Here is a 17,738-nt window from a genome sequence, read left to right on the forward strand (position 1 = left end):
TTTACTGGGCCGGCCCCTGTGCGGGGGGTGCCCCCCGCCCCCCCCGGTTGTTCAAGGGGGCGGGGGGGTAACAGGCCCCCCGGGCCCCCCCCGCGCCCCGCAATCCCCCCTCACCAGTGGACGACCACCTTGTCGCCCACCCGCACCTGAGCGAAGAGCCGCTGGATCGCCGTCTGGTCCCGGACGTTCACGCACCCGTGCGAGGCTCCCGCGTAGCCGCGCGCCGCGAAGTCGTACGAATAGTGCACGGCCTCGCCGCCGCTGAAGAACATCGCGTACGGCATCGGCGAGTGGTAGAGCGTCGACACCCAGTTCCGCTCCTTGCGGTAGACGTGAAAGACACCCTCTCGGGTCGGCGTGTACTGCGCCCCGAACCGCACCGCCGTCGTCGAGAGCGTCCGCCCGCCGACCATCCAGCGCAGCGTCCGCGTCGTCTTGTCGATGCACAGCACGCGCCCGGTCATACAGCGCGGATCGGGCGCGCCGGCCGGCTGACCACCCATCAGGTACAGCTCCCACGTGCCGGGCTGGTGGGTCATCCCCACCAGCCGCTGCCAGGTGACGGTGTCCGTCCGCCCGGTCCGCGGCAGCCCGCGCTTGCCCTGGAACCCCTGGACGGCCTGCTCGGTCGGAGCGTCGTACGACCCCGTCGGCCCGTCGAACAGCCAGCCCAGCTGGCGCAGCCGGGCCTGCAGATCCCGTACGCCCACCCCGCTGTCGCCGCGCGAGTACATCGGCAGGGGAACGGGCGCGGGAGCCGGCGCGGCCGGGGAGGGCAGCCGGGGAGCGGGCGTGGCGGAGGTCGGCTGCTCCGTCCGGGTGGGCCGTGCCGGGCGGCTTTCCAGGGACGGCGCCGGGCTCTGGGCGTACACCGGGGCCCGGGGCTTGCCGTCGGCGTCCGTGGGCTGCACGGTGCAGCCGCACAGGGCGGTGAGGGCGGCGAGTGCGGTGGCCGACGTGAGGACGGCGGGTCTTCGCGAGATCGTCATGCCGGGATGCTTCCCCGCGTGACCGCCGCCGAACGACGGGGCATGGTGAGGGGTGACAAGACGTACTCCGGAGGCATCCATGACGCGTGAGTCCGAGTCGGGACTGCCCATCGAGCCCCTCTACGGGCCGCGGGACCTGCAGGGCTGGGACCCGGCCGGGAGACTGGGCGAACCGGGCATGTACCCCTTCACCCGCGGGGTCTACCCGACCATGTACACCGGCCGCCCCTGGACCATGCGCCAGTACGCGGGCTTCGGCACGGCCGCCGAATCCAACGCCCGCTACCGGCAGCTGATCGCCCACGGCACCACGGGCCTCTCGGTCGCCTTCGACCTGCCCACCCAGATGGGCCACGACTCCGACGCGCCCCTCGCACACGGCGAGGTCGGCAAGGTGGGCGTGGCGATCGACTCGATCGAGGACATGCGGGTGCTGTTCGACGGCATCCCGCTCGACCAGGTCTCCACGTCGATGACGATCAACGCCCCGGCCGCCCTCCTCCTGCTCCTCTACCAGCTGGTGGCGGAGGAACAGGGCGCGCGCGCCGACCAGCTGACGGGCACGATCCAGAACGACGTGCTGAAGGAGTACATCGCGCGGGGGACGTACATCTTCCCGCCGAAGCCGTCCCTGCGCCTGACGGCGGACATCTTCAAGTACTGCACCGCCGAGATCCCGAAGTGGAACACGATCTCGATCTCCGGCTACCACATGGCCGAGGCCGGGGCGTCGCCCGTCCAGGAGATCGCCTTCACCCTGGCGGACGGCATCGAGTACGTCCGCACGGCGGTCGCGGCCGGCATGTCCGTCGACGACTTCGCGCCGCGCCTGTCCTTCTTCTTCGTGGCCCGTACGACGCTGCTGGAGGAGGTCGCCAAGTTCCGCGCCGCCCGCAGGATCTGGGCGCGGGTGATGCGGGAGGAGTTCGGCGCCCGGAACCCCAAGTCCCTGATGCTCCGCTTCCACACCCAGACGGCGGGCGTCCAGCTGACGGCCCAGCAGCCGGAGGTGAACCTGGTCCGGGTCGCGGTGCAGGCCCTGGCCGCGGTGCTGGGCGGTACCCAGTCCCTGCACACCAACTCCTTCGACGAGGCGATCGCGCTGCCGACCGACAAGTCCGCCCGGCTGGCCCTGCGCACCCAGCAGGTGCTGGCCCACGAGACGGACGTGACGGCGACGGTGGATCCCTTCGCGGGGTCGTACGCGGTGGAGCGGATGACGGACGACGTGGAGGAGGCGGCCGTCGATCTGATGCGGCGGGTGGAGGATCTGGGCGGGGCGGTCGCGGCGATCGAGCGGGGCTTCCAGAAGGCCGAGATCGAGCGGAACGCGTACCGGATCGCCCAGGAGACGGACTGCGCGGAGCGGGTTGTCGTAGGTGTGAACCGCTTCCGACTGGACGAGGAGGAGCCGTACGAACCCCTGCGCGTCGACCCGGCCATCGAGGCCCGGCAGGCGGAACGCCTGGACAAGCTCCGGGCCGAGCGGGACCAGCGGGCGGTGGACTCGGCGCTGGACGCGCTGCGGAAGGCGGCGGAGGGGGAGGAGAACGTCCTGTACCCGATGAAGGAGGCGCTGCGGGGGCGGGCGACGGTGGGGGAGGTGTGCAACGCGCTGCGGGGGGTTTGGGGGGCGTATGAGCCCTCGGAGGCGTTCTGACTCCCCGGAACCGGAGTGTCAGACCCCCGTGCGACACTCCTTTCCATGTTCGGCGTCATCGACCTCCCCACCTATCTGGCAGGACTCGTCCTGATCGTCCTGCTGCCCGGGCCCAACTCCCTCTACGTCCTCTCCGTGGCCGCCCGGCGCGGCGTGCGGGCCGGTTACACCGCGGCCGCCGGGGTGTGGTGCGGGGACACCGTGCTCATGACGCTGTCCGCCGCCGGGGTCGCCTCGCTGCTCAAGGCCAACGCTCTGCTCTTCGGGATCGTGAAGTACGCCGGTGCCGGATATCTGACCTGGCTGGCGATCGGGATGCTGCGGGCCGCCTGGCAGATGTGGCGGACCCGCAGAGAGCAGGCCGTGGCGGAGGACACCCCGTCCGGCACCGGAGATGAGCGGCCCTTCCGGCGGGCGTTCGTCGTCAGTCTCTTCAACCCCAAGGCGATCCTGTTCTTCGTCGCCTTCTTCGTGCAGTTCGTGGACCCGGGCTATGCCTATCCGGCCCTGTCCTTCGTCGTCCTCGGCGCCTTCGCCCAGCTGGCCAGCTTCCTCTATCTCAGCGCCCTGATATTCAGCGGCACGCGCCTCGCCGCCGCGTTCCGCCGCCGCAAGCGCCTGTCGGCGACGGCCACTTCGGTGGCGGGCGCGCTGTTCCTGGGGTTCGCCGTGAAGCTGACGCTGGCCAGCGCGTAAGGCAGGGTCAGAAGCCGGCCTCGGCCAGGTAGGCCCCGACCCCGTCCGACGAGTCTCCCGCCCAGCCCACATAGCCGTCCGGGCGGATCAGGAAGGTGCCCGGGCCGTAGGAAACGCACCCCCCTGGACCGCCGACGCGTCGCCGACACCGCCCTGCGGCTGCTCAACGAGGTCGGCCTGGACGGCCTGACCCTGCGCGCCATCGCCAAGGAACTGGACGTCAAGGCGCCCGCGCTGTACTGGCACTTCAAGGACAAGCAGGCGCGCTGCTGGACGAGATGGCGACGGAGATGTACCGGCGGATGGCCGCCGGTACCGCGCTCGATCCCGCCGACAGCTGGCAGGAGCGGCTGCTCAAGGCCGGCCGCGGACTGCGGACCGCGCTGCTCGGCTACCGCGACGGCGCCAAGGTCTTCAGCGGCTCACGCTTCACGGGCACGGAGCACGCCCCCCAGCAGGAGGCCGGCCTGCGGCTGCTGACGGAGGCCGGATTCAGCCTCGCCCAGGCCGTCCACGCGGGCCGCACGGTGAACGCGTACACCATCGGCTTCGTCACCGAGGAGCAGGGCGTACAGCCCCTCCCGGGCGAACGCCGGGAGGGGTACGACATCGAGGAACGCGCCCGGCGGCCGGCCGGCCACCCGCTCGCCGCCGAGGCCGGCAAGCTGCTCTTCGACGGCTACGACGAGCAGTTCGAGGAGGGGCTGGCGATCGTGGTCGCGGGGATCGGGGCGCGGTACGGGATCGGCTGAGCGGCGATCAGCGCCGGGCGGCGCGTGCCCGGCTGCGTGCCCGGCGGATCGCCCGGGTGACCATCGGCGGGAGCAGGTCCACGGCAATCCGGCGGCCCCGGCCCGGGCCGCGCCGCGGCGCGCGCCTGGCCGGCGTCTGCGCGGGAGAGGGAGAGGCCGCCGAGGCCTCCTGGGGCACCGGTGCCGGCTCCGGCTCCGCGTCCGCGTGCTTGGAGGGCGGGAACTCCGGCGCCCGCATCCCCTTCGACTTCAGCCGGACGATCCGGTGCCCGGCGGCCTCCTGGACGCTCAGGTGGCAGTCGGACCGCTCCCGCACCATGGCCAGCAGTTCCTCCTGGACCGGCTCCGGGTCGCCCCAGGTGCCGTAGAGCTTCTGGGTGCTCAGACATATCGGGCGCAGGCCGCGGTTGAGCACGGCCTCCCAGGTGGCGATGGAGACTCCGGGGGTGTGCTCGGAGCGGAAGTCGTCCAGGACGACGATCCCGTCCGGGAGCAGCAGATCGCGGGCGGTTCCGATGTCGCCGTGCACATGTTCGTACAGGTGGGAGGCGTCGATGTGCACGAACCGGCAGGAGTCCGGCTCGACCTCGCCGGGCACCAGCGAGCTGGGGCCCTGCAGCACACGGGGCAGTTCGTCGTGGAAGGAGAGGTAGTTGTCCTCGAAGACGCGCCGGGTCAGCGCGCTGTACGACTTCGACGACTCCGCCTGGTTGGCGTCGTCCGGCGCGTCGCCCTCGAAGAGGTCGCACACCGTGTACCTCTCGCCCGGCTGCTGGTGCCGGCCGGTGAAGATCGCGCTCTTGCCCATGTAGACCCCGACTTCGAGCAGGTCACCTCGTATCTCGGTGGTCTCCTGCCGGTTCAGGAACCAGTCGAAGAGCAGCTGGTCGAGCACCGGGAACCAGCCGGGGACGTCGTCGAGACGGCGGGGCGGTCGGGTCGCTTCCTGGATGGTGGCCATGCGGGGTGGGCACTCCCTCGGTACGGCGGCTGTGGGTTCCCTGCGGGGGGCCTGTGAGGCAAGGGCTTTACGGTGCCTGCCCGAGGAGCAGGTTCAGAACCCAAGACCAGGTGAACGGCTGCCCAACTTCCGCTCCTTCAGTGCCCGCTTCAGCCGCGGCCCGAACGGCCTCTCCACGAACCGGTGGATCAGCCAGGCCAGCACCAGCATGCCGAGCACGGTCACCGCGAGCGTCGGCCACGCGGGCAGGCCGAGTCCCCGGTGCAGCACCCGTATGACGAACCAGCCGAGGTGCTCGTGGACCAGGTAGAACGGGTACGTCAGCGCGCCCGCCGTGACCAGCCACGACCAGGAGGCCCAGCGCGTCCAGCCCAGCGCCACGGCGGCGACGGCCGCGAAGGCGACGGTGACGATCAGGACGACGACGTAGGGGTCACGGTGCGGGTGCGGACCCCACAGGCCACGCGTGGCCTCGCTCTGGGCGAGCAGCCAGGACATCGCGACTATGCCCCACGCGAGCAGGTCACTGCCGAAGCGGTGTATCAGGTACAGCGCCAGACCGCCTATGAAGAACGGGGCGTACTCGGGCATGACGACCTGGTTCAGCAGCTCGTTGCCGGACGAGTGGCACAGGACGGCCGCCACGGTCCACACGCACGCGAACAGCACCACCCGGCGGTAGGTCACCCCTCGCAGGACGACGAGCAGCGCGAACAGCACGTAGAAGCGCACCTCGACCCAGAGCGTCCAGCACACGCCCAGCACCCGGGTCGCGCCCATCGGCTGCTGGAGCATCGTCAGGTTGACCAGGAACTCGTCGAGCCGGACCGCGTGGACGACGACGGGCAGGGCCAGGGACGCCAACGTGACCAGGACCAGGGCCACCCAGTACGCGGGGTACAGGCGGGAGACCCTGGAGCGGAAGAAGTCACCGAGGGTGCGGCCCCAGCTGCTCATGCAGATCACGAAACCGCTGATGACGAAGAAGAACTGCACGCCGAAATTGCCGTACACGGCGGCCCGGGACAGGGTCGGGAAGAGGTGGGCCGGACTCCCGTGCCAGGAAGCGGAGACCGTGCCGCCGCGGCCCGTGTAGTGGTAGAGGCAGACCATCAGCGCGGCGACGAGCCGCAGACCGTCCAGGGCGAGCAGACGGCTCCGGGGCCTGGAGACGGGGGCCGTTCCGGGGGCGGCGGGAACGGGAGCGGCGGTGAGGGCGGGGGATGAAGCAACCATGGTGTGGGGCGCCTTGCCAGGGTTTCGGCGCCTCACACCCACGACCGGGCCGTTCGGCACACTGTTCGTCAACTGGTCGGTGAACGTTCACTCGGTGGTGTCAGCGGCGCACCGAATTGCGCAGACTGCGCGCCTTCTTCGCCATCCGGCGGACCGTCGGGTTGCGCGGGATGAACGCCAGCTGGGCCGGCACCCCGCCGGGCAGGGCCAGCGAGGACAGGCGTCGGCGCTTGAAGTAGCGCAGGGTGCGCTGGTTCAGGTTCCGCGCCAGCCAGACCTCGGCCTCCGGGCGCAGGCTCGGGTAGATCTTCGGCTGCATCGCGAAGCCCACCGCGCGGATCAGCGCGCCGAGCGTGTCCACGTCCATGCCGGCGCGCTGCTCGGTCACCGCGCCGCGGTCGCCCAGGGCGGGCAGCAGCGCGTCGACGATGGTCACCGGGACGCGGTTGCTGTTCTCGTACGGCGTCAGCTGCTCCAGCAGCACCTCGGTGCCGATCCGGGCGACCGGCAGGCCGTACAGGGCCTTGGCCGTGAGCAGGGCGGTGGAGAAGCAGCCGACGACCAGCGCCGGACGCATGCGCTGGTACAGCACCTCGGCCAGGACCGGGGTGTCGAGCACGGTCAGCTCCACCTTCAGCCGCTCCGCCTCCTGCTCCAGCAGGCGGGTGAAGCGGGCCGGGGCGGACGGGTGCGGCTTGAACACCACCTTGGTGTGCCCGAGCGCGGCCGCGCCCTTCAGCATCCGCACATGCAGGTTCTCCTCCTGCTCGGCGGTGAGGATGTCCAGCGCGGACAGGTACTGGCCGAGCAGCAGCGCCGGCTCCTCGATGTCCGGCAGCTCGGCGCCGGCCGGCGCCAGTTCGGCGAGGACCTTGGTGAAGGCGGCCGTCTGCACGAGCTCGCCCTCGACACCGAACTCGGTCAGCAGCAGCGGCTTCAGGCCCGGCACCAGGTCCAGGTGCAGCACCCGGTCCACGCGGGTGCCGACCAGCGGGTCGATCTTGTTGCGGGTGGGGCCGTAGCTCATCAGGCCGTCGGCGTAGACCGTCACCGGCGCGCCGGTGAAGATCTGCGCGAGCGCCAGGGAGGGGTTGACCTGGATCGACTCGACGGCCAGCTCCACCTCCTCGTCGCCGAGTTGCCACTCGTGGCGCAGGAAGCGTTCCCACAGCGGCATGTCGTCCACGCGGGGTGCCCAGCCGCCCGGGTGGAACGGGAAGATGGTCTCGTTGTACAGGATCACGCCGTCGAAGCGGTCGCGCAGCTTCTCGAAGCCCGGCGCCTCGTCCAGGGCGGGCGTCGTCTCGGGCGTGGCCGCGTTGTTGCAGACCAGCAGGATCCGCCGGTCGGCCGGGCGGAAGCAGCCGGAGTCCAGGGCGGCGGCGAGCGTGGCCGTGCCGTAGAGCGTCGACGCCTGGAAGATCTGGGTGGTCACGCGGCGGCCCCCGCGGAGGCGGGACGGCGGCGCAGCCGGCGCAGCTTGGTGGCGCGCTGGAGGTCCATGGAGTTCAGTGCGTCGTCCAGCACGTCCTGCGGCATGCGCCGCAGGGCGGCGGCACTCATGGATTTCAGTTTCTTCGCCACCGCGGGCTCGAACCTTTCGATGGATCCCAGATGATGGGAAATGATGGCGCAATAGGTGCGGACCGCCTTCGGCAGCAGCTCATCGGCATCCCGGTCCTGGGCGGTTTCCGCAATGACCTGATCGAACGCGCGAATGAAATCGAGCTGCCGGACATCGCCGATCTGGGTGAGCGAGGAGGCGACTCCGCGCCGGTAGAACACGCCGAGCATGCTCACCGCGGCGAAGGATTCGGCCTCCCGGTGCAGCTTCCAGATCCACGGCCGGTCCTCGGCCGTGCGCAGACCGTCGGTGAAGTGCAGCAGCCCCTTGTCCACCAGCCGGCGGTGGTAGACGCCCGCCCACGCGTACGCGTAGTCGACGGAGGTGGACCGGTCGGCGGGCAGGATCGCCTCCCGCGGGCTGAGCACCAGGTTCCGCCGGCCGACGGGCACCCGGTTCACCGTGCGCGACCGCGCGGTGCACTGCACATGGTCGGTGCGGATGAAGTCGCAGCCGAGTTCCCCCATGGCCGTGACCAGCTGCGGGTAGTAGCCGGGGGCGAGCCAGTCGTCGCCGTCCAGGAAGGTGAGGTACTCGCCGCGCGCCCGGTCGATACCGGTGTTGCGGGCGGTCGCCAGCCCTCCGTTCTGCTCGTGCCGGACGTAGACCGCTCCGGGCAGCTCGCGCTCCGCGCGCGCGAGAATCTCTGGTGTCCCGTCGCGCGAACAGTCGTCGACGAGAATGAATTCGAAGTCCTCACGCGCGTTCGCCTTCAGGCTCCTGAGCGTGTCGGGCGCGTATTGCTGCACGTTGTAGAACGGCACGATGACGGAGAGCTTGACCACGGCTTGAACGTTAGGACGAAGCCCGTCATTCGTCTTGACCGCCCGCTTGATGCTGAGTGAACGGCATGTGGCGAAGCCGTGAACCAGGCTTTTTTCCCGCGCCACGGCGGCCCGATTCGCCATTCGGCGATGTGCTGTTAACCGTTTGTTGCATTCAGGTTGGGCGGAACCTCGGAATGGCTTCCTAGCGTCTTCGGCGTGCCAGCAAGTGCTACGAAGTCCCTGCGGGTCGCCGTCCTCGCCGATTCCGACACCCGGTGGAAGTGGGGTGCGCTCACCGCGCAGCGCCTCGCCCCCGCGGACGCCGAGATCCGGCTCGACGGCTACCTCCTGCGGGGGCGCGCCACCCCGACGGCCCGCCAGCTGAAGGAGGTCGGCGTCCGGGCGGACTCCCTCCGCGAGGTCACCGGCGTCGAGTTCCTGCGCGGAATGGGTGGAGCCGCCGAAGACCAGTACGACGTCCTCATCCTCGCGCTCGTCGGCGGCGGCGTCCAGGCCATGCTGCACGGACTGCGCGCCGCCTGGGCGGGCGCCGGCCGGCGCCCCGTCGTCGTCACCGGATACGTCGGTGTCGTCTACGAGAAGCTCGCCGACGGCCTGCTGCTGCGGCACGGCGCCGACCTGGTCCTCGCCAACTCCCGCCACGACGCGGACCGGTTCCGGGCCGTGTACGAGGGCGTGGGCGCCGACGCCTCCTCGGTCACCGAGGTCGCGCTGCCCTTCCTCGGCGGGGCGCCGTACACCGGTGAACACGAGCCGTACACCGTGGTGTTCGCCGCCCAGCCGTCCGTCCCGGACAGCCGCAAGGACCGTACGTACCTGCTGAACCGGCTGATCGAGCACGCCCGGAAGCACCCCGAGCGCGAGGTGCTGCTGAAGCTGCGCTCCAGGCCGGGCGAACACACCACCCACATCGAGGAACTGCCCTACCAGAAGCTGGTGCAGGGCAAGGACCTGCCCGCCAACTTCCGCCTGGTGTACGGCCACATGGGCGAGGTGCTGGACCGCACCGACCTGCTGGTCACGGTCAGCTCCACGGCCGCCCTGGAGGCCCTGCACCGCCGCATCCCCACGGTGATCCTGACCGACCTGGGCGTGCGCGAGGTGCTCGGCAACCACCACTTCACCGGCTCCGGGTGCCTCGCCTCCTGGGACCAGCTCGACGCCGGGCACCGTCCGGTGCCGGACGCGGAGTGGGTGGCCCGGCAGGGCGTGGCCGCTGGGGGTACCCCCTCTGGGGGAGGGTCGTACGACTCCTATTTCGCTACCGCCCGTGAACGCATCGCCAAGCTGCTCGACCGCCCCGGCGGTCTGCCGCCCCTGAACCCCTACTACACCCCCGAGACCGCGCCCGGCTATCTGCCCGGCATCCTCGCCCGCCACCACCTCGGCCCCGACGGCGTTCCGCTCCCCGGTGCGCCCGCCGCCGACAAGGAGCCCGGACCGGTCCGCCAGATCGTGCGCCGCGCCGCGCGTGGCGCCTACCGCCACGGCGTGCAGCGGGTCGCCCCGGTGATCCGCCGGATGGGGGAGCTGTGACCTCTCAAGGAGATCGGATGTCCAACTCGGAAGCGGGACAGGGCGCGACCGTGCGCCGGGTGCTCGCGGTGATCCCCGCCCGCGGCGGCTCGAAAGGCGTGCCCGCGAAGAACCTCGCCCCCGTCGGCGGAGTCCCGCTGGTGGCGCGCGCGGTGCGCGAGTGCCGGGCGACCCGGCTGGTGACCGACGTCGTCGTCTCCACCGACGACCAGGCCATCGCCGCCGCCGCCCGTGAGGCCGGCGCCGAGGTCGTGCTGCGGCCCGCCGCCATCGCCGGGGACACGGCGACCTCCGAGGCCGCGGTCCTGCACGCCATGGACGCCCACGAGGCGCTGCACGGCGCGACGGTCGACGCGGTCCTGCTCGTGCAGTGCACCAGCCCGTTCATCGTCCGCGAGGACATAGACGGGGTGGCCGGCGCGGTCGTCGAGAACGGCGCGGACACGGCCGTCACCGTGGCCCCCTTCCACGGCTTCATCTGGCGCGAGGCCGACGCGGCGTCCGAGGGCGGCGTGGGCGTCAACCACGACAAGTCCTACCGCCCGCGCCGCCAGGACCGCCCCCAGGACTTCCTGGAGACCGGCGCCGCCTACGCGATGGACGCGGCCGGCTTCCGCAAGCACCAGCACCGCTTCTTCGGCCGTACGGAACTCGTCCGCACCGACCCCGCCCGGGTCCTGGAGATCGACGACCCGCACGACCTGGCCCGCGCCCGCGCGCTGGCGCCCCTGTTCGACGCGGACCGCCCCGGTTCGCTCCCCGCCTACGGCGACATCGACGCCGTAGTCCTCGACTTCGACGGCACCCAGACCGACGACCGGGTGCTGATCGACTCCGAGGGACGGGAGTTCGTCTCCGTGCACCGCGGCGACGGACTCGGCATCGCGGCCCTGCGCAGAAGCGGCCTGAAGATGCTGATCCTGTCCACGGAACAGAACCCTGTGGTCGCCGCCCGCGCCCGGAAGCTCAAGCTCCCGGTGCTGCACGGCATCGACCGCAAGGACCTCGCGCTGAAGCAGTGGTGCGAGGAGCAGGGCATCGCGCCGGAGCGCGTGCTCTACGTCGGCAACGACGTCAACGACCTGCCGTGCTTCGCCCTCGTCGGCTGGCCCGTGGCGGTCGCGAGCGCCCACGACGTCGTACGCGGCGCCGCACGCGCGGTCACCACCGTCCCCGGCGGCGACGGCGCGATCCGAGAGATCGCCAGCTGGATCCTCGGCCCCTCTCTCGATTCCCTCCCCAAGTAAGGACATCCCCCTGATGAGCACCAACTCCCGTCTGCGTACGTTCGGTTCGCGTGAGGTCGGCCCCGGCCGTCCCGTCTACATCTGCGGCGAGATCGGCATCAACCACAACGGTGAGCTGGAGAACGCCTTCAAGCTGATCGACGTGGCCGCCGAGGCCGGCTGCGACGCGGTCAAGTTCCAGAAGCGCACCCCGGAGATCTGCACCCCGCGCGACCAGTGGGACATCGAGCGCGACACCCCCTGGGGCCGGATGACCTACATCGACTACCGCCACCGCGTGGAGTTCGGTGAGGACGAGTACCGCCAGATCGACGAGTACTGCAAGGAGAAGGGGATCGACTGGTTCGCCTCCCCGTGGGACACCGAGGCCGTCGCCTTCCTGGAGAAGTTCGACGTCCCCGCCCACAAGGTGGCCTCCGCCTCCCTGACCGACGACGAGCTGCTGCGCGCCCTGCGCGCCACCGGCCGCTCGGTCATCCTCTCCACCGGCATGTCGACCCCGAAGCAGATCCGCCACGCGGTCGAGGTCCTCGGCTCGGACAACATCCTCATGTGCCACGCCACCTCCACCTACCCGGCGAAGGCCGAGGAGCTGAACCTCCGTGTGATCAACACGCTGGAGAAGGAGTACCCGAACGTCCCGATCGGCTACTCCGGCCACGAGACCGGCCTGCAGACCACCCTCGCCGCGGTCGCGCTCGGGGCGACCTTCGTCGAGCGTCACATCACCCTCGACCGCGCCATGTGGGGCTCCGACCAGGCCGCGTCGGTGGAGCCGCAGGGCCTGGAGCGCCTGGTCCGCGACATCCGCGTGATCGAGGCGTCCCTGGGCGACGGTGTCAAGAAGGTCTACGACTCCGAGCTCGGCCCGATGAAGAAGCTGCGCCGCGTCGCCGGTGTCGTCGCCGAGGCGGAGATCGCGGACGCGGCCGGCGAGCCGGTCACGGTCTGAACCCTGACCTCTTGAGCCCCTTACGACGGGACGGTCGTACGCCGATGAGCCCCCGTGCCGGTCACGCCGGCCACCCTCCCCGCACGCTCGCCTTCGTGGAGAGCCCCGTCCAGCTGCTGAACGTGCTGGAGTGGGCGCATCTGCACGGACTGCGCGGCGCGGACCCGGACCGGCTGCCGGGTGCGGAGCCGCTGCCGGGCACGGACCCGCTTCCGTCCGTGCCCGCGCAGGTGCGGCGGACGGTGGCCGGCGACCCGCCGCAGACCGGCGCGGACCTCACGGTGGTCGTCCTGTCCCCGACCGACCCCATGACCCGGGGCCAGCTGCGCCGCATGGCGGACCTGGCGCGGGACGAGGGGTACCGGGTGCGCTGGGAGGAGGCGCGGGGTGGCCCGGCCGCGCCCTTCTCGACGATCGGTGGCCTGGCGGGCGCGCTCCGCCGGGCCGACCGGGTCGTGATGGGCGACCCGTTCTCGCGGTATGTGCAGTTGCTGCTGACGATCACGCGGGCGAAGGACCTGGTCGTGGTCGACGACGGCACGGCGACGATGGAGTTCGTCGCCCAGCTGGCCCGGGGCGAGCGGCTGGTCCGCTGGCACCGCAAGGGTGGCCGCCCGGGGGCCAGGGACCTGCTGTTCGCCCCGGTGTCCTCCTCGGCCCGCCGCCGGCTGACGCCGAGCGCCCGCCGCAGGGTCGAGGTCTTCTCCTCCATGCCGGTGACGGAGACCCCGCAGGGCGTCACGGTCACCGCGAACGACTTCTCCTGGACCCGGGCCCGCTTCGGGCCGCCGCGCATCACCAAGGGCGCGGACATGGTGGGAACGTCCTTGGTGGAAACGGGAGTTGTGGACGGGGCGGCCTATCTGGAGGCGGTCCGCCACCTGGCCAAGACCCACGGCGCGACCCGCTATTTCGCGCACCGCCGCGAAAGCGCCGAGAAACTCCACCGCCTGGCCGCCGAGACCGGCCTGGAGATAGTCCGCCCGGACCTCCCCCTCGAGGTGATCGCCCGCCGGGGCCCGATCGGCCGTACGATCCTCAGCTTCCCCTCGACGGTCGTCCACACCCTGCCGCTGGCCCTCGCGGGCACCGGCGTGAGGGTGGCGGTCTTCGACATCGACCCGACCTGGCTGACACAGACCGCGTCCCCGCGGGCACAGGGCTTCCTGTCGGGGGTCACCGGCACGGCCCGGGACGTGCACCGGCTGGCGGCGGTGAGCCCGGCTTAGCCCTCGGAAGGCAGGCCAGGTTCGCACAGGGCGCGAGGCCGGGTTCCGGGACGCGCCCCGCGCCCCACGACCGAGGGCCGACCGGGTGTCACGCTCCGTCGTCCGGCCTGCGGGCCAGGACGAACGCCCGTGCCCGCTTCTCCTCCCCGGCCGGTTCCCGGCGTACCGTCGCCACCAGCTCCAGCCCGGCCTCCTCCAGCACCGCCGTGACCTGCTCCGGCGTGCGCCAGTAGTAGTCGAGATCGATCTCGTGGCCGAAGCGCTCCGGGAGGTGCATCCGGCCGGGCGCCTCGGAGGTCTGGAAGGCGAGGAGGGCATGGCCGCCGGGCTGGAGGGTGCGGTGGAACTCCGCGCAGGCCGTCGGCAGGTGCGCGTCGGGGACGTGGATGGTCGAGTACAGGGCGAGAATCCCGCCCAGGGTGGCGTCCGGCAGGTCCAGAGACGTCATCGAGCCGACATGGAAACGCAGTTGAGGATAGGTATCGCGGGCCAGGGCCACCATGGCGGGCGAGAGGTCGACACCGAAGGCCGGGACCCCCAGCCCGTCGAGGAGCCCGGTGACATGGCCGGGCCCGCTGCCCAGGTCGGCCACGGGGGCCTCGCCGCGCTCGGTGACCAGCTCGGCAAAGGCGCTGATCAGGGTGCGGTCCAGGGGATGCCGGCCGCCGGCCGGGAACTGGGCGGCGTAGTCCTTGGCGATCGCGTCGTAGGAGGCCCGGGTGGTCTGCAGGAAGGTCTCGGCACCGTCGGTGCGGGAGCTCTCGGTCGCGTCCGTCACGGGTGCGGACCCTACCCGCCGGAGGGGCGGGGCGTGGTCCGGTTCGTGGACATGGCGCGCGGGAGTGCCGGGAGCCGTGGTATGCGTGGAAGGAGAAAGAAGGGTTTTACCCACCACAGTCCGCCGCCATGCGTCCGCCGGTCAGATTTTCTTCCCCTAACGGGCTGAAGTTTTGTTGATCGAGGGGTAGTTGACCAGCCGGGCGTCCTACCCTTCAGAGGGTGAAGCAATTGATGTCCCTAGAGTCCGAGGCCGGCCTCGCGGGGGATGTGCTCCCCGGCGTGCTGAGCGAAGCCCTGCACGCCGAACTCGTCGCCTTCCGTCGCGACTTGCACATGCACCCTGAGCTGGGCAATCAGGAGTTCCGTACGACCGCCGCGATCAAGGAGCGGCTGGAGCTGGCCGGGCTTCGGCCCCGGGTGCTCGCCAAGGGAACCGGACTCGTGTGTGACATCGGTGTGGCGGAGGGTGAGCGGCCGGCCGTACCGATGCTCGCGCTGCGCGCGGACATCGACGCCCTGCCCATTCCGGACACCAAGACCGACTGCCCGTACCGGTCGACCGTGCCCGATCGGGCGCACGCCTGCGGCCATGACGTGCACACGACCATCGTGCTCGGGACCGGGCTCGTGCTGGCCGACCTGCACGCCAAGGGCCTGCTGCCCCGTCCCGTACGGCTGATCTTCCAGCCCGCCGAGGAGGTGCTGCCCGGCGGCGCGCTGGACGCCATCGAGGAGGGGGTGCTGAAGGGGGTCGAGCGGATCCTCGCCGTGCACTGCGACCCCCGCGTCGACGCCGGGAAGATCGGGCTGCGGCACGGCGCGATCACCAGCGCCTGCGACCGGCTGGAGATCGCGCTCGACGGCCCCGGCGGCCACACCGCCCGCCCGCACCTGACCACCGACCTGGTCACCGCCGCCGCCCGCGTCGCCGTCGACGTGCCCGCGCTGATCGCCCGCCGCGTCGACACCCGGGCCGGGCTGGCGCTTACCTGGGGGCGGATCGAGTCGGGACACGCCCCGAACGTCATCCCGCAGCACGCCGAGCTCTCCGGGACCGTGCGCTGCCTGGACCTGGACGCCTGGCGGCAGGCCCCCGACATCGTGCACGCGGCCATTGACGAGATCGCCACCCTGCACCGGGCCAAGTCCGAGATCACCTATGTGCGCGGGGTGCCGCCCGTCGTCAACGACCGGGAGTCCACCGAGCTGCTGCGCCGGGCGATGGCGGCGCGCCGCGGCCGGGACGCCGTCGAGAGCACCGAGCAGAGCCTCGGCGGCGAGGACTTCTCCTGGTACCTGGAGCACGTCCCCGGCGCCATGGCCCGGCTCGGCGTCCGGAGCCCCGGCGAGCGCACCGTGCGCGATCTCCACCAGGGCGACTTCGACGCCGACGAGCACGCGATCACGGTCGGCGTGGAGATGTTCACGGCAGCGGCCTTCCTGGAGCCGAACGAGGTACAGGGCTGACCTTGCGTGTCCCCGGCGGGGCCTTGAGTGGGGACCGGGGGTCTCGAGGCCGGAGGCCGCCGCGTCCCCGAGGCGGGAGTCCGGGGGCCGGCGGCGGGGAACCGGTGTCCCTCGAGGTGGGAGTCCGGGGGTTTCGGGGTGGGGGGCCGGCGTGCCCCCGCGGCTGCAGTCCGGGGGCCTCGATGCAGCAGTGTGGGGCCCCGGGGCGGAGGGCCGGCGCGTCACCGAGGCGGAAGTCCGGAGGCATCGGGAGGCAGGAGTCCGGAGGCATCGGGAGGCGGAAGTCCGAGGGCCCCGAGGTCGGAATTCGAGGGCTTCGAAGGCGGGAACCAGGGCCCCGAGGGCCCTTACCCCGCGCGGCGCAACACACTCGTAAGCCATTCGTACACGCTGCGCAACAGGGCCATGAGAGGCCCGAGAGGCCGAGTTCAGACGCTGTTTGCCTCGAATCGATAACGGAGTCGCGAGAGGGTTTTTTGCGACATCTACGCGCGTTACGATGCCGCGAAGCCGACGCCGCCGGGGCGTTTCGGCTCGAGCACTGGCATGGTGCTCACATCAAGCGCCGACACGGCGCTCAGGTCAGGTGAAGGAGCCTCCCGTGCGCCGGGTAGCCAAGCTTTCCGCTGCGTGTGCCGCCACCGCAGCCCTCGCACTGACTGCCACCGCGTGTGGCAGCACGTCCTCCGACAACAACGCCTCGTCCTCCCCCTCGGGTGGCGGCAAGGGCATCAAGATCGGTCTCGCCTACGACGTCGGCGGCCGTGGTGACCGTTCCTTCAACGACTCCGCCGCGCGCGGTGCCGACAAGGCCGCGAAGGAGTTCGGCGGCTCCATCAAGGAGCTGACCGCCAAGACCTCCGACACCGAGGCCGACCGCGAGCAGCGGCTGTCGGACCTGGCCCAGGCCGGCTACAACCCGATCGTGGCGGTCGGTTTCTCCTACGCCACGGCCGTGGAGAAGGTCTCGAAGCAGTACCCGAAGGCCAGCTTCGGCATCGTCGACTCGGTCGTGAACGCGCCCAACGCCGACAGCATCACCTTCACCGAGGAGCAGGGCTCCTACCTCGCCGGTGTCGCCGCGGCGCTGAAGACCAAGACGAAGCACGTCGGCTTCGTCGGCGGTGTCGACACCCCGCTGATCAAGAAGTTCGAGGCGGGCTACGTCCAGGGCGTCCACGACACCAACCCGAAGGTCAACGTCACGGTCCAGTACCTGAGCCACGGCACCGACCTGTCCGGCTTCTCCAGCCCCGACAAGGGCAAGGAGGCCGCGCAGGGCATGCTGGACAGCGGCGCCGACGTCGTCTACACGGCGGCCGGCTCCTCCGGCAACGGCGCGATCGAGGCCGTCAACGGCAAGAAGGGCGCCTGGGCCATCGGCGTCGACTCGGACCAGTACAACATCCCGGGTCTGGCCAAGTACAAGAGCTCGATCCTGACCTCCATGGTCAAGAACGTCGACGTCGGCGTGTACGACTTCATCAAGTCCGTCCACGACGGCAAGCCGCTGACCGGCAACAACGTCTACTCGCTCGCCAAGAACGGCGTCTCGCTGGCCACCAGCGGTGGCTTCATCGCCGACATCCAGCCCAAGCTGGACGCCGCGAAGCAGAAGATCATCTCCGGTCAGATCAAGGTCAAGACGACGACCAACCAGTGACCCGACCGGTACGGCCGGCCCGTCGATCCGGCGGTCCGGCCGTACCGTGGGACTTGAGGCTCGGCGCTGGGGCGCCTTCCGGGGCCCCCGCCGAGCCATAACAATGTGTCAACTCTACGCGTGTAGCGTGGAGTTGCCGCGCTAGCGTCGCCGACGCC

The 17,738-nt window shown here is 71.1% G+C and carries 14 protein-coding genes and 1 pseudogene; 9 read left to right on the plus strand and 6 right to left on the minus strand.

Features of this window, described 5'->3' with window-relative positions; all coding sequences use genetic code 11:
- Window positions 1-110 precede the first annotated feature (110 nt).
- Complete coding sequence (locus tag ACWGJ5_RS18850; RefSeq protein ID WP_453310788.1) at window positions 111-989, minus strand: L,D-transpeptidase family protein; 879 nt, start codon at window positions 987-989, stop codon at window positions 111-113.
- A 79-nt stretch (window positions 990-1,068) separates the two neighbouring features.
- Here ACWGJ5_RS18850 and ACWGJ5_RS18855 point away from each other — a divergent pair, with 79 nt between their 5' ends.
- The 3 genes and pseudogenes from ACWGJ5_RS18855 (at window position 1,069) to ACWGJ5_RS18865 (ending at window position 4,097) form a co-directional block, all read left to right on the plus strand.
- The gene (locus ACWGJ5_RS18855; protein ID WP_453310789.1) at window positions 1,069-2,649 is read left to right on the plus strand and encodes an acyl-CoA mutase large subunit family protein; all 1,581 of its coding nucleotides are present in this window, start codon (window positions 1,069-1,071) and stop codon (window positions 2,647-2,649) included.
- A gap of 45 nt (window positions 2,650-2,694) precedes the next feature.
- Window positions 2,695-3,345 carry a leucine efflux protein LeuE gene (gene leuE / locus ACWGJ5_RS18860; RefSeq protein ID WP_453310790.1) on the plus strand — a complete coding sequence of 217 codons (651 nt, stop codon included), beginning with the start codon at window positions 2,695-2,697 and terminating at the stop codon, window positions 3,343-3,345.
- A 123-nt stretch (window positions 3,346-3,468) separates the two neighbouring features.
- Window positions 3,469-4,097 (plus strand): annotated as a pseudogene (locus tag ACWGJ5_RS18865) (TetR/AcrR family transcriptional regulator C-terminal domain-containing protein).
- 7 nt (window positions 4,098-4,104) lie between these two features.
- Here the strand turns inward: ACWGJ5_RS18865 and ACWGJ5_RS18870 are convergent.
- The 4 genes from ACWGJ5_RS18870 to ACWGJ5_RS18885 all read right to left on the minus strand — a co-directional run bounded on the left by ACWGJ5_RS18870 (window position 4,105) and on the right by ACWGJ5_RS18885 (window position 8,703).
- On the minus strand, window positions 4,105-5,058 hold the full coding sequence (locus ACWGJ5_RS18870; RefSeq protein WP_453310791.1) for a class I SAM-dependent methyltransferase: 954 nt from the start codon (window positions 5,056-5,058) through the stop codon (window positions 4,105-4,107).
- 93 nt (window positions 5,059-5,151) lie between these two features.
- Window positions 5,152-6,294, minus strand: coding sequence for an acyltransferase family protein (locus tag ACWGJ5_RS18875; RefSeq protein ID WP_453310792.1), 1,143 nt, complete (start codon window positions 6,292-6,294; stop codon window positions 5,152-5,154).
- Window positions 6,295-6,394: 100 nt separating this feature from the next.
- Window positions 6,395-7,729, minus strand: a complete 1,335-nt coding sequence (locus ACWGJ5_RS18880) for an alpha-2,8-polysialyltransferase family protein (RefSeq protein WP_453310793.1) — start codon at window positions 7,727-7,729, stop codon at window positions 6,395-6,397.
- Window positions 7,726-8,703 carry a glycosyltransferase family 2 protein gene (locus tag ACWGJ5_RS18885; protein WP_453310830.1) on the minus strand — a complete coding sequence of 326 codons (978 nt, stop codon included), beginning with the start codon at window positions 8,701-8,703 and terminating at the stop codon, window positions 7,726-7,728. The genes ACWGJ5_RS18880 and ACWGJ5_RS18885 overlap by 4 nt, the downstream gene beginning before the upstream one ends.
- Window positions 8,704-8,901: 198 nt before the next feature.
- Between ACWGJ5_RS18885 and ACWGJ5_RS18890 the strand changes: the two genes are divergently transcribed.
- Genes ACWGJ5_RS18890 through ACWGJ5_RS18905 form a run of 4 tightly spaced genes read left to right on the plus strand, consistent with a single transcriptional unit; the run spans window position 8,902 to window position 13,670 of the window.
- On the plus strand, window positions 8,902-10,242 hold the full coding sequence (locus tag ACWGJ5_RS18890; protein WP_453310794.1) for a DUF6716 putative glycosyltransferase: 1,341 nt from the start codon (window positions 8,902-8,904) through the stop codon (window positions 10,240-10,242).
- Window positions 10,243-10,259: 17 nt separating this feature from the next.
- A complete protein-coding gene (locus ACWGJ5_RS18895) occupies window positions 10,260-11,489 on the plus strand; it encodes a cytidylyltransferase domain-containing protein (protein ID WP_453310795.1) in 1,230 nt (409 codons plus the stop codon).
- 13 nt (window positions 11,490-11,502) lie between these two features.
- The gene (locus ACWGJ5_RS18900) at window positions 11,503-12,441 is read left to right on the plus strand and encodes an N-acetylneuraminate synthase family protein (RefSeq protein ID WP_228621076.1); all 939 of its coding nucleotides are present in this window, start codon (window positions 11,503-11,505) and stop codon (window positions 12,439-12,441) included.
- A gap of 44 nt (window positions 12,442-12,485) precedes the next feature.
- Window positions 12,486-13,670, plus strand: a complete 1,185-nt coding sequence (locus ACWGJ5_RS18905) for a hypothetical protein (protein ID WP_453310796.1) — start codon at window positions 12,486-12,488, stop codon at window positions 13,668-13,670.
- 88 nt (window positions 13,671-13,758) lie between these two features.
- Here ACWGJ5_RS18905 and ACWGJ5_RS18910 read toward each other — a convergent pair whose 3' ends face one another.
- Entirely contained in the window at window positions 13,759-14,448 is a 690-nt protein-coding gene (locus ACWGJ5_RS18910; RefSeq protein ID WP_453310797.1) for a class I SAM-dependent DNA methyltransferase, read from the minus strand.
- A gap of 233 nt (window positions 14,449-14,681) precedes the next feature.
- Between ACWGJ5_RS18910 and ACWGJ5_RS18915 the strand changes: the two genes are divergently transcribed.
- Both ACWGJ5_RS18915 and ACWGJ5_RS18920 read left to right on the plus strand, forming a co-directional pair.
- Window positions 14,682-15,917, plus strand: a complete 1,236-nt coding sequence (locus ACWGJ5_RS18915) for an amidohydrolase (RefSeq protein WP_453310798.1) — start codon at window positions 14,682-14,684, stop codon at window positions 15,915-15,917.
- A gap of 601 nt (window positions 15,918-16,518) precedes the next feature.
- The gene (locus ACWGJ5_RS18920) at window positions 16,519-17,580 is read left to right on the plus strand and encodes a BMP family lipoprotein (RefSeq protein ID WP_453310799.1); all 1,062 of its coding nucleotides are present in this window, start codon (window positions 16,519-16,521) and stop codon (window positions 17,578-17,580) included.
- The last annotated feature ends 158 nt before the right edge of the window (window positions 17,581-17,738 follow it).

The organism is Streptomyces sp. NPDC054783, assembly GCF_053611725.1.

Coding starts and splice junctions, on each gene's coding strand:
- ACWGJ5_RS18850 (WP_453310788.1), bottom strand. CDS start 989: ATGACGATCTCGCGAAGACCCGCCGTCCTCACGTCGGCCACCGCACTC.
- ACWGJ5_RS18855 (WP_453310789.1), top strand. CDS start 1,069: ATGACGCGTGAGTCCGAGTCGGGACTGCCCATCGAGCCCCTCTACGGG.
- leuE (WP_453310790.1), top strand. CDS start 2,695: ATGTTCGGCGTCATCGACCTCCCCACCTATCTGGCAGGACTCGTCCTG.
- ACWGJ5_RS18870 (WP_453310791.1), bottom strand. CDS start 5,058: ATGGCCACCATCCAGGAAGCGACCCGACCGCCCCGCCGTCTCGACGAC.
- ACWGJ5_RS18875 (WP_453310792.1), bottom strand. CDS start 6,294: ATGGTTGCTTCATCCCCCGCCCTCACCGCCGCTCCCGTTCCCGCCGCC.
- ACWGJ5_RS18895 (WP_453310795.1), top strand. CDS start 10,260: ATGTCCAACTCGGAAGCGGGACAGGGCGCGACCGTGCGCCGGGTGCTC.
- ACWGJ5_RS18900 (WP_228621076.1), top strand. CDS start 11,503: ATGAGCACCAACTCCCGTCTGCGTACGTTCGGTTCGCGTGAGGTCGGC.
- ACWGJ5_RS18905 (WP_453310796.1), top strand. CDS start 12,486: ATGAGCCCCCGTGCCGGTCACGCCGGCCACCCTCCCCGCACGCTCGCC.
- ACWGJ5_RS18915 (WP_453310798.1), top strand. CDS start 14,682: ATGTCCCTAGAGTCCGAGGCCGGCCTCGCGGGGGATGTGCTCCCCGGC.